Source organism: Micromonospora sp. ATLC20 (genome assembly GCF_057196585.1).
Window position 1 is genome coordinate 1 of record NZ_JBXUOV010000186.1, and the last position, 11,065, is coordinate 11,065.

General features: G+C 72.9%; 8 protein-coding genes. 3 read left to right on the forward strand and 5 right to left on the reverse strand.

Annotated elements, in window-relative coordinates; translation table 11 throughout:
* A partial coding sequence (locus AC2CHG_RS26405) for a hypothetical protein (protein WP_484525801.1) occupies nucleotides 1–1,465 on the reverse strand: 1,465 nt, incomplete at its 3' end.
* Nucleotides 1,466–1,515: 50 nt separating this feature from the next.
* Complete coding sequence (gene hflX / locus AC2CHG_RS26410; RefSeq protein ID WP_484525802.1) at nucleotides 1,516–2,979, reverse strand: GTPase HflX; 1,464 nt, start codon at nucleotides 2,977–2,979, stop codon at nucleotides 1,516–1,518.
* Nucleotides 2,980–3,174: 195 nt separating this feature from the next.
* On the opposite strand from hflX, the gene AC2CHG_RS26415 reads away from it, so the two are divergent.
* A complete protein-coding gene (locus AC2CHG_RS26415; protein ID WP_262013573.1) occupies nucleotides 3,175–4,647 on the forward strand; it encodes an NAD-dependent malic enzyme in 1,473 nt (490 codons plus the stop codon).
* 527 nt (nucleotides 4,648–5,174) lie between these two features.
* Here the strand turns inward: AC2CHG_RS26415 and dapF are convergent.
* From dapF to AC2CHG_RS26430, 3 genes are read right to left on the reverse strand one after another with little or no spacing between them, the layout of a single operon-like run.
* Nucleotides 5,175–6,023, reverse strand: a complete 849-nt coding sequence (gene dapF / locus AC2CHG_RS26420) for a diaminopimelate epimerase (RefSeq protein ID WP_484525803.1) — start codon at nucleotides 6,021–6,023, stop codon at nucleotides 5,175–5,177.
* 7 nt (nucleotides 6,024–6,030) lie between these two features.
* Entirely contained in the window at nucleotides 6,031–7,050 is a 1,020-nt protein-coding gene (gene miaA / locus AC2CHG_RS26425) for a tRNA (adenosine(37)-N6)-dimethylallyltransferase MiaA (protein ID WP_484525804.1), read from the reverse strand.
* Nucleotides 6,933–7,664, reverse strand: a complete 732-nt coding sequence (locus AC2CHG_RS26430) for a class III extradiol dioxygenase subunit B-like domain-containing protein (RefSeq protein ID WP_484525805.1) — start codon at nucleotides 7,662–7,664, stop codon at nucleotides 6,933–6,935. Before AC2CHG_RS26430 ends, miaA begins: the two co-directional genes overlap by 118 nt.
* A 203-nt stretch (nucleotides 7,665–7,867) precedes the next feature.
* Here AC2CHG_RS26430 and AC2CHG_RS26435 point away from each other — a divergent pair, with 203 nt between their 5' ends.
* Together AC2CHG_RS26435 and AC2CHG_RS26440 are read left to right on the forward strand one after the other, a co-directional pair.
* Nucleotides 7,868–9,076, forward strand: coding sequence for a DUF349 domain-containing protein (locus AC2CHG_RS26435; protein WP_194802971.1), 1,209 nt, complete (start codon nucleotides 7,868–7,870; stop codon nucleotides 9,074–9,076).
* 331 nt (nucleotides 9,077–9,407) lie between these two features.
* A complete protein-coding gene (locus AC2CHG_RS26440; protein WP_262013576.1) occupies nucleotides 9,408–11,030 on the forward strand; it encodes a cellulase family glycosylhydrolase in 1,623 nt (540 codons plus the stop codon).
* Nucleotides 11,031–11,065: the final 35 nt, after the last annotated feature.

Consider the following 11,065-nt stretch of genomic DNA (forward strand, 5'->3'; position numbering starts at 1 on the left):
GGCCTCCGCCGCCGTAGACGCCGCCTCCGCGACCTCCGCCGCCGGCCGGGGCACCGCCGCCGCCGTAGACGCCGCCGCCCTGCGGACGGCCCGCGCCCGGAGGACGGCCACCACCCTGGCCGCGACCGCCGTCCTGGGGGCCGCCGCCGTACACGCCGCCGCCCGGCCGGCCACCGCCGTAGACACCGCCGGACGCCGGGCGGTCACCGTTCGGCGCGCCGCCGTAGACGCCGCCCTGACCGCCGCCGTAGACGCCGCCGCGCGGCGCCTCCGGCCGTTCCGCGGACGGGAAGCCGTTGTTCACCGGGAACTCGCCGCTGTGCTCGGGCTCGTCGGCCGGCGCCCGGGGCGCCGGCTTGCGCCGCGCCCGCAGGATGCCGAACACGCCCGCGCCGACCAGGAGCGCGCCGAGCACCCCGACCGCCGCGATCAGGTACGTGATCTCGTCGAGCGAGAGCCCTTCGAGCCAGGACTTCTCGGCCGCCGCCTTGGTCTCGGCCTTGCCGCCGTTCGGCAGCGCCTCGGCGCCGGTGGTCGACGGGGTGTAGCTGAGGATGTCGATCGGGTCGGACTCGTCGAGCGTGCCGCCGTCGGAGACGGTGACGAACAGCTTGCCGTCCGGCGTGTAGGAGATCGCCTCGCCGAACGGGTCGGCCAGCGGGGTGACCCGGGGCTTGCCGGTGGTGATCGCCTTGACGATGTCGCCGCCGGCCACGTCGAACTCGAACGCGTCGGCGTACGTGCGCAGCACGACCTTGCTGCCGTCGGGCGAGCGGGCGGCGCCGGTGACCAGCGCCCGCCCGGGCGAGCCGAGCTTGTTCTCGGTGTTCGTCTTCGGGAGCGTGACCTCGCCGACCTTCTTCATCGGGATCGGCTCGGTGTCACCGCTCGCCTTCAGCTTCACCGTCGGGGTGAAGATCTCCGACTTGCCGGAGAGATCCTTGGTGATCACCAGCGGCATGTTGTCGTCGCCGACGAGCAGGGCCTCCGCGTCGTGCGGCTCCTTGCCCGGGTAGCTGAGCCGGTGCAGCACCGGTTGCTTCGAGCCGCTCAGCGGCATCGTCCAGACCGCGACCCGCTCCCGGCGCGTCTTCTTCTCCACGTTGTCGCCGGTGTCGGCGATCCAGAGGGTCTTGCGATCCGGGCTGAGCGCGAGGTCCTCGGTGTCGAGCGGCCCGTCACCGGAGTAACGGACGTCCTTGTCCACCTTGCACTTGGTGTCCAGGTAGAAGACCCGCTTGCGGCTCGGGTCGTCCGAGCCGTCGTTGATCACGACGTACCCGTTGCTGGTGGCCACCAGGCCGGACAGCTCGCGGAGGCGGCTGTCCTCCACGGTGCACTTCTTCTTGGGAGCCGCGGCCAGCACGGGGGCCGCGGCGGGAGCCGCCGGGGCCGGCCCGGCCGGCGCCACGACCGCGCCGACCAGGCCGAGCGCGAGCGTGACCGAGGAGACAACGTGCCGCATGACGCTCAGTGTCGCACGGCGCGGGTTTCCGGCGGGTGACGCCGGACGGCTCACCGCCCGGCGCCCACCCGCTCGTCACTGGTCAGCCGGTCACCCGCCCGGTACGGCGCGAGCTCCGCGGCCAGACCCTCGCTGACCCGCACGTGCACCAGCGTGCCCTCGGGCAGGTACGCGGTGCTGAGCACCTCACCCTGCCGGTGCACCCGGGAGACCAGGTCACCCCGGTCGTACGGGAGCACCGCGCGCACCTCGACGGCAGGCCGGGGCAGCCGACGCTCGACCGCCTCGCGCAGTTCGTCGACGCCGCGCCCGCTGTGGGCGGAGACGAAGACCGCTTCCGGCCAGAGCCGCTTGAGCCGCAGCATCGTCTCCTCGTCGGTGGCGTCGGTCTTGTTCACCACCAGTAGTTCCGGCAGCCGGTCCGCGCCCACCTCGGCGAGCACCTCGCGTACCGCCCGGACCTGCTCCTCCGGGTCCGGGTGGGTGCCGTCGACCACGTGCACCACCAGGTCGGCGTCGGCGACCTCCTCCAGCGTCGAGCGGAACGCCTCGACGATCTGGTGCGGCAGGTGCCGGACGAACCCGACCGTGTCGGACAGCGTGTAGAGCCGGCCGTCGGACGTGGTGGCCCGGCGGGTGGTCGGGTCCAGCGTGGCGAACAGCGCGTTCTCCACCAGCACGCCCGCCCCGGTCAGGCGGTTGAGCAGGCTGGACTTGCCGGCGTTCGTGTAGCCGGCGATGGCCACCGCGGGCACCGCGTTACGGGTACGCCGGGCGCGCTTGGTCTGGCGTACCGTCGCCATGCTCTTGATCTCGCGGCGCAGCCGCGCGATGCGGTGGCGGATGCGCCGCCGGTCGGTCTCCAGCTTGGTCTCACCGGGACCACGCAGACCCACGCCGCCGCCGGCGCCACCGCCGCGGCCGCTACCACCGGTCTGCCGGGACAGCGTCTCGCCCCAGCCGCGCAGGCGCGGCAGCAGGTATTCGAGCTGGGCCAGCTCGACCTGCGCCTTGCCCTCCTTGCTCTTGGCGTGCTGGGCGAAGATGTCGAGGATCAGGGCGGTCCGGTCGACCACCTTGACCTTGGTGCGCTGCTCCAGGTTGCGCAGCTGCGACGGCGACAGCTCACCGTCACAGATGATCGTGTCGGCGCCGGTGGACAGCGCCACCGCGCCCAGGTCGTCCACCTTGCCGCGGCCGATGTACGTGGCCGGGTCGGGCCGCTGGCGACGCTGGATCAGCCCTTCGAGCACCTGCGAGCCGGCCGTCTCGGCCAGCGCCGCCAGCTCGGTGAGGCTGTTGTCGGCGTCGGTCTGGGTGCCCTCGGTCCAGACCCCCACCAGGACGACCCGCTCCAGCCGGAGCTGGCGGTATTCGACCTCGGTGATGTCTGTGAGTTCGGTGGAGAGGCCGGGGACCCGCCGCAGCGCCTGCCGCTCCGACAGCTCGTACTCGCCGGTGGTGGCGTCGAACTCGTCGTCGGTGTAGGGATGGACGGTCTCCTGCTCGCGCAAATGCGTCTCCTGTCCGTTTTGGGCAACGCCGAGAATTTTCGGCGCGTGACAGCAATCCTGACATGTGACAACGCCGGGCGCACCTGTGTTATGCCCGTGACGCTACCGACGGGTAGCGGGGGCGGATGCCGGGCGACCTGGGCGGGCGAGTAGAAATGCCAGTCGAGCCGCTCAGCGCCGACGGAGGAGTTTCTCGTGGCCAACACACGACTGCCGAGTGCCGGATTCTCCATCACCATCCGGATCGCGGTACCCGCCGACGCCTCCTCCATCGGCCGCCTCACCACCGCCGCGGGCGAGGCCGGGGCCATCGTCACCGCGCTGGACGTGGTCGACTCCGACCCCGCCCACGTGATCGTCGACCTCACCTGCGACACCGCCGACGCCGGCCACGCCGACCAGGTCGTCGACGCGCTCACCGCGCTCGACGGGGTGGACGTCCGCAAGGTCTCCGACCGCACCTTCCTGCTGCACCTCGGCGGCAAGATCGAGGTCACCCCGAAGGTCGCGCTGCGGACCCGCGACGAGCTGTCCCGCGCGTACACCCCGGGTGTGGCCCGGGTCTGCATGGCGATCGCGGAGAACCCGGCCGACGCGCGTCGGCTCACCATCAAGCGCAACACCGTCGCCGTGGTCAGCGACGGCACCGCGGTGCTCGGCCTGGGCAACCTCGGGCCGGCCGCGTCGCTGCCGGTGATGGAGGGCAAGGCGGCCCTGTTCAAGCGCTTCGGCGGGGTGGACGCGTGGCCGGTGGTGCTGGACACCCAGGACACCGACGAGATCGTGGCGATCGTCAAGGCGATCGCGCCCGCGTACGGCGGCATCAACCTGGAGGACATCGCCGCGCCGCGCTGCTTCGAGATCGAGGCCCGGCTGCGCGAGGCCCTGGACATCCCGGTCTTCCACGACGACCAGCACGGCACCGCGATCTGCGTGCTGGCCGCGCTGACGAACGCGCTGCGCGTCGTGGGCAAGCAGCTCGCGGACGTCCGGGTCGTGGTCTCCGGCGCCGGCGCGGCCGGCACCGCGATCATGAAGCTGCTGCTGCGTCAGGGCGTGGGCGACATCATCGCGTACGACCGCCAGGGCGCCCTGCACCGCGGACTGCCGGACCTCAACCCGGCCTGGCAGTGGCTGGCCGAGAACACAAACAAGGAGAACTACTCCGGTGACCTGGCCGGGGCGGTACGCGGCGCGGACGTGTTCATCGGTGTGAGCGCGCCGAACCTGCTCACCGGCGAGGACGTCGCCCAGATGGCGAAGGACTCGATCGTCTTCGCGCTCGCCAACCCCGACCCGGAGGTGGACCCGCGGGAGGCGCGCAAGTACGCCGCGGTGGTCGCCACCGGCCGCTCGGACCAGCCGAACCAGATCAACAACGTGCTCGCCTTCCCCGGCGTGTTCCGCGGCATGCTCGACGCCCACGCCGAGGAGTTCACCGAGGAGATGGCGCTCGCCGCGGCCCGGGCCATCGCGGACGTGGTGGGCGAGGACAAGATCAACCCGACGGTGATCGTGCCGAGCGTGTTCGACTCCCGGGTCGCCCCGGCGGTGGCCGCCGCGGTGCGGGCCGCAGCCCAGAACCCGGCCGCCACGCCGGCGCCCGCGGCCGACCCGGGCCCGGCCGACCTGCCCGAGATCGCCGCCAACGCCAGCGCCACCCCCTGACCCAGCCACGCCCCTGCCTCTCGCGGCGCCTTCGCACAGGCCAGCGCCCTCTCGCGGGGCACCTCCTGCCTCCTCACACGGGGCCCGCCCGCGCCGGGGTCAGCGCACCGGAGCAGTCAGGCGTCCCCGGCGCGTCCACACGAGATCTTGGAAGGAAACGGCCCTCAGAGGGGCCCAAATCTTCCAAGATCCCCAGCAGCGCCTCAGTAGCGGCATCAGCACCCTTGATCAACACCATTTCGGCGAGGTGGTGGCATCAGAGACCCCGCGACAGCACCACTTCGCCGAACTGGTGTTGATCATGCCGGGCAGCCGGGCCGCAGCGCGCCGAGGCAGCAGGGCGGCAGCGCGCCGGGGACGGAACGGCCGGACCGCGGCCACCACTCAGCCCCGTGTTGACCAAGGAGTTCGCGTCACCGGAGCACCGGGATTCCGCCACAAACTCCTTGATCAACTGGCAGAGGCAACGCGGGCGGGCCGGGGCAGGGCAGGGCGGGCGAGGCAGGGCGAGGGCTACGGGTGCAGGGCTACGGGTGCAGGGCTGCGGGGGTCAGGGTGCCTGTGGCCACCAGGACGGCGGGGCCGGACAGCCAGCAGGAGTCGGCTGTCACGGTGACCGTCAGACGGCCGCCCGGCACGTCCACCGCCACCGTGCCGGTGTCCAGGCCGGCGTCGCGCAACGCCACCGCCGCCACCGCGCACGCGCCCGTGCCGCAGGACAGCGTCTCGGCCGAGCCGCGCTCGTACACCCGCATCAGCACGTGCCCGTCGGTGCCGGTCACCGGCTCGCCCGCCGTGGTGAACTCGACGTTCACCCCGGACGGGAAGGTCGAGGCGTCCACCTCGGGCGCGCGGGTGAGGTCCAGGCCGGTCAGTTCCAGCGCGGCGGGCAGCGCGCACACCAGGTGCGGGTTGCCGACGTCCACCGCGGTGCCGGGCAGCGTCAACCCGCCGAGCGTGGCGGTCGCCGTGTCGTACAGCCGGGGGCGGCGCATCTCGACCGCCACGTCCGCGCCCTCGACCCGGGCCCGCACCAGGCCGGCGCGGGTCGCGATCGGCAGTGTCCCGCCCGACGGGGCGGCGGCCAGCGAACGGTCCAGCAGGTAGCGGACGAACACGCGGGCCCCGTTGCCGCACATCTCGGCGAACGAGCCGTCGGAGTTCCAGTAGTCCATGAACCACTCGGCCTCGCCCGCGAGCGCGACGCCCTCGGGGTGCTTGGCGGCGCGTACGACACGCAGCACGCCGTCGCCGCCGAGCCCGCGCCGCCTGTCGCAGAGCGCCGCGACCAGGCCGGGTGTCAGGTCGAGGGTGCCGTCCGGGTCGGGCAGGATGACGAAGTCGTTGCCGGTGCCGTGACCCTTTGTGAACTCCACGCCCCCATCATGGCCGATGCTCGGCGACCACCCGCAGGGCAGTGTCGAGAAACGCGGGCGACCCCGAGTCCAGCCAGTGGACGCGCGGGTCACGCCGGAACCAGGAGCGCTGCCGCCGGACGAACCGGCGGGTGGCGCGGATCGTCTCCTCGTGCGCTTCGGCCTCGGTCAGCTCGCCGGCCAGGAACCGCAGCACCTGCTGGTAGCCGAGCGCCCGGCTGGCCGTCCGCCCCTCGGGCAGCCCTTCACCGACCAGCGCCCGTACCTCGTCGACCAGGCCGTCGGCCCACATCCGGTCCACCCGCAGCGCGATCCGCTCGTCGAGGCGCCCGGTGTCCAGGTCGACGCCGAGCTGCACGGACGGGTAGTACGGCGTGGGCGACGGCAGCGACGCGGTGAACGGCGCGCCGGTCAGCTCGATCACCTCCAGCGCCCGCACGATCCGCCGCCCGTTCGTGGGCAGGATGCTCGCCGCCGCGCCCGGGTCGGCCTCGGTCAGCCGCGCGTGCAGCGGCAGGGGGCCCACCGCCGCGAGTTCCGCCTCCAGCCGCTCCCGCAGGGCCGGGTCGGTGCCGGGGAACTCGAACCGTTCCAGCACCGCCCGCACGTACAGCCCGGAGCCGCCGACCAGCAGCGGTACCCGGCCCCGGGCCAGGATGTCGTCGACGGCAGCGCGGGCCAGCGTCTGGTACTCGGCGACGCTCGCCGGCTCGGTCACCGGCCAGATGTCCAGCAGGTGGTGCGGCACGCCCTCGCGTTCGGCCGGGGTCAGCTTCGCGGTGCCGATGTCCATGCCCCGGTAGAGCTGCATCGAGTCGGCGTTGACCACCTCGCCGCCGAGCGCGTGGGCCAGCGCGATGCTCAGCGCCGACTTCCCGGCCGCGGTCGGCCCGACCACGGCAACGACGCTCACGCCCGCTCCCAGTTCGCCACGAAGTAGGCAACGCCGTAGGGGGCACGGTGGTAGTTCAGCTCGCCGCGCCAGTCGCCGCCCGCCGCCCGGACCGCGCCGGCCAGCACCTGCCACGGCGCCCGCCCGGCGACCCTCAGCTCCGCCGACAGCACCGGGTCCAGGCCGAGCAGGGCGTCGGCGTCCGCGCCGGCCAGGGCCAGGGCGACCCCCTCGTCGTACGCCTCAGCGCGCGGGTCGTCGTAGCCAGGCGCCTTGACGCCGCGGCACGCCGACCCATCTCCCATCGCCAGCAGCGCCCACGGCTGCGTCCGGGAACCCAGCCGGCCGCCACCGGCGGCACACCGCTCGACCGGCTCGTCGGCGGCCAGGGAGATCATCCGCCAGGTCGTCGGGACCTGCGGCCGCGGCCCGCGATTCAGCAGCCAGGCACCGACGAGGAGACTCAGCGGCAGTCCGTCGGTGCCGAGAATCCCGGCGGGGTGCCGGCCCAGCCGTACCTCCAGCGGCGTTCCCCAGGGCGCGAAGCTCCCGCGATACGGGAAGGGCAGTTCTGCGGTGCGGTCACCCCCACCGACCACCACGACGGTGCGCGCTCCGGCGGCGAGCAGCCGGGCGACGGCGGCGTCGGTGGCGGCGCGCAGGTCGTCGAGCTCGGGCGCGGCGGCGCCGGCCAGCTCGGGCACGATCAGCGGCGGGTGGGGGCAGACGGCGGCGGCGACCAGTGGCACGCCCCCAACCTATCGGGATCCCCCGGTGCGTCCCCGCGCCGATCCGGTCATCGAGGGCGTACAACACCGTATGGTCACGGTCGGCGACAGGCGCTCGACACGGACGGGGGCGGACCTGTGACAATGCCGGGAGAAAGTTTGCTGCGCCGTGGCGGCGAACGAGGGGGCTGTCCCCTCGGCGCCGGGAGAACGAGGATGGGCACATGAGCGACTGGACTGCCTTCGGACGGGTCGACGAGGACGGCACCGTCTACGTCAAGACCGCCGAGGGCGAGCGGGTGGTCGGATCCTGGCAGGCAGGGGCACCGGAGGAAGGGCTCGCCCACTTCGCCCGGCGCTACGCCGACCTGGTGACCGAGGTCGATCTGACCGAGGCCCGGCTCAACTCGGGCGCGGCTGACGCCGGCCACTCCCTGACCACGATCCGCCGGATCCGTGGGTCGCTGGCCGAGGCGCACGTCGTCGGTGACATCGACGCCCTTGCCGCCCGCCTGGACAAGCTGGCCACCGTCGCCGAGGAGAAGGCCGGCGAGGCCAAGGCGGCCCGCGAGGCCGCCCGGGGCGAGGCGCTGGCGCGCAAGACCGCCCTGGTCGAGGAGGCCGAGAAGCTGGCCGCCGAGTCGACCGGCTGGAAGACCGCCGGCGACCGCCTCAAGGAGATCCTCGACGAGTGGAAGACCATCCGCGGCGTCGACAAGAAGACCGACGGTGAGCTGTGGAAGCGGTTCGCCGCCGCGCGGGACGGCTTCACCCGCCGCCGGGGCGCCCACTTCGCCTCCCTCGACCAGCAGCGCAAGCAGGCGCAGACGGTCAAGGAGGAGCTGGTCGCCGAGGCGGAGAAGCTCAAGGACTCCAGCGACTGGGGCGTCACCGCCGGTCAGCTCAAGGATCTGATGGCCCAGTGGAAGGCCGCGCCGCGCGCCGCCAAGGAGGCCGAGCAGAAGCTCTGGGAACGGTTCCGCGCCGCGCAGGACGAGTTCTTCACCCGCCGCAGCGAGGTCTTCTCCGCCCGCGACAACGAGCAGCGCGCCAACCTGGAGCGCAAGCAGGCGCTGCTGGCCGAGGCCGAGGCGCTGGACGTCGACGGCGACCCGAAGGGCGCCCAGGCGAAGCTGCGGGACATCCAGGCGCAGTGGCACGAGGCCGGCCGGGTGCCGCGCGAGGCCGCCGCCGGGCTGGAGCGCCGGCTGCGGGCCGTGGACGACAAGGTCCGCGAGGTGATGGACTCGGCGTGGCGGCGCACCTCCAAGGAGGACAACCCGCTGCTGGCGCAGATGCGCGCCCAGGTCGCCGAGGCCGAGGACCGGCTGGCCCGGGCCCAGGCCGCCGGCGACACCCGCCGGATCAAGGAGGCCGAGCAGGCGCTCGCCTCGAAGCGGCAGTTCCTCCAGCTCGCCGAGCAGGCCGGCTGACGGAAGCACCCCGGCCGGGCAGGCCGGCGGACGGACACATCGGGTGAGCCCCCGGCCGGGTCGGCCGGGGGCTCACCCGCGTCCGGGGGCGGGTTGACGCATCGAGACGGGCTGATCAGAATGAGCGGCGGAGCCAGGTTCAGGCACCGGCACGAGGGCACCGACGGCTGATCTCGCCGTCGACGGTCGCCGGTGCGACATCTCGCGGTTGGCCGTCCACACGACACGGCCCGGCGCGCGCTGCGCGCGTACTCGATGACGAGCGGGACGTGCCTCCTGGTCCTGCCGCCCGCGGCGCCTGCGCGGCGCGGGCATCCGAAGTGGAGCTTCCATGCACCGACGCACCGCCCTCGGCGGCGCCCTGACGGCGCTCGCCACCGCGGCAGCCGGCGTTCTCGTCGCCGCCGCCGTCTCCACCGCACCGGCCGCCGCGGCGGCCGGTGGCACCGGCACCGGTTACCTGCACACCAGCGGCAGCAAGATCGTCGACAGTACGGGCGCGACAGTCCGGCTGACCGGCATCAACTGGTTCGGGATGGAGACCGACAACAAGACGTTCCACGGCCTGTGGTCGAGCAACCCGTGGCGCTCGCAGCTCGACACCATGGCCCGGCTGGGATACAACACGCTGCGGATCCCGTACTCGAACGACGCGCTCAAGGCCGGCGCGACCGCCACCGGCATCAACGACTTCGTCAACCCGGACCTGATCGGGCTCTCCCCGCTGCAGATCCTCGACAAGGTCATCGACTACGCCGGCAGCAAGGGGATGCGGGTCATCCTGGACCGGCACCGGCCGACGTCGGCCGGGCAGTCGCCGCTCTGGTACACCTCGACGGTCTCCGAGACGACCTGGATCAACGACTGGAAGATGCTGGCCCAGCGCTATGCCGGCAACACCACTGTGATCGGCGCGGACCTGCACAACGAGCCGCACGCCGAAGGCACCAACCCGGCCGCCACCGGCGCCTGCTGGGGCTGCGGCGACACCGCCCGGGACTGGCGGCTGGCCGCCGAGCGGGCCGGCAACGCGATCCTCGGCGTGCAGCCCAACTGGCTGATCTTCGTGGAGGGGGTGAGCTGCCCGAGCGGCGGCCTGTCGAACGTCTGGGACAACGACCCCAGCAACGACGAGGACTGCGGCTGGTGGGGCGGCAACCTGTCCAAGGCCGGGCAGTTCCCGGTCCGGCTGAACGTGGCGAACCGGCTGGTCTACTCGCCGCACGAGTACGCCACGTCGGTCTACCGGCAGGCCTGGTTCGACGACCCGTCGTACCCGGCGAACATGCCGGCCATCTGGGACAAGTACTGGGGCTACCTGTACAAGCAGAACATCGCGCCGATCATGATGGGCGAGTTCGGCACCACGCTCCAGGACCCGAAGGACAAGATCTGGTTGCAGAACCTGATGGCGTACACCGGCACCGGCGTGAACGGCATGTCGTTCACGTACTGGTCGTGGAACCCGAACTCCGGTGACACGGGCGGCATCGCCAACGACGACTGGACCACGATCAACCAGCCGAAGCAGGACATCCTCACGCCGTACCTGATCCCGCCGACCGGTGGTGGCGGCACCACCAGCCCGTCCCCGACCGGCACGCCGAACACCTCGCCGGCGCCGACCACCCCTCCGCCTCCGGTGACCGGCGGCTGCACCGCCACCTACAAGCAGATCAACTCCTGGTCGGGTGGCTTCCAGGGGGAGCTGACCGTCAAGAACACCGGCACCGCCGCGGTGAACCCGTGGTCGGCCACCTGGACCTGGCCGTCCGGGGTGACGCTGGCGAGCGGCTGGAACGCCACCGTCACGCAGTCCGGCACCACTGTGACTGCGGCCGCGCCGGCCTGGGCGTCGTCGCTGGCGCCGGGCGCGTCGGTCACCGTCGGCTTCACCGCCAACGGCACCGCCGCGACGCCGGGGAGCGTGAAGCTCAACGGCACCGCCTGCTGAGGCCGTGACGGCGGGGGCCCAGGTCGGGCCCCCGC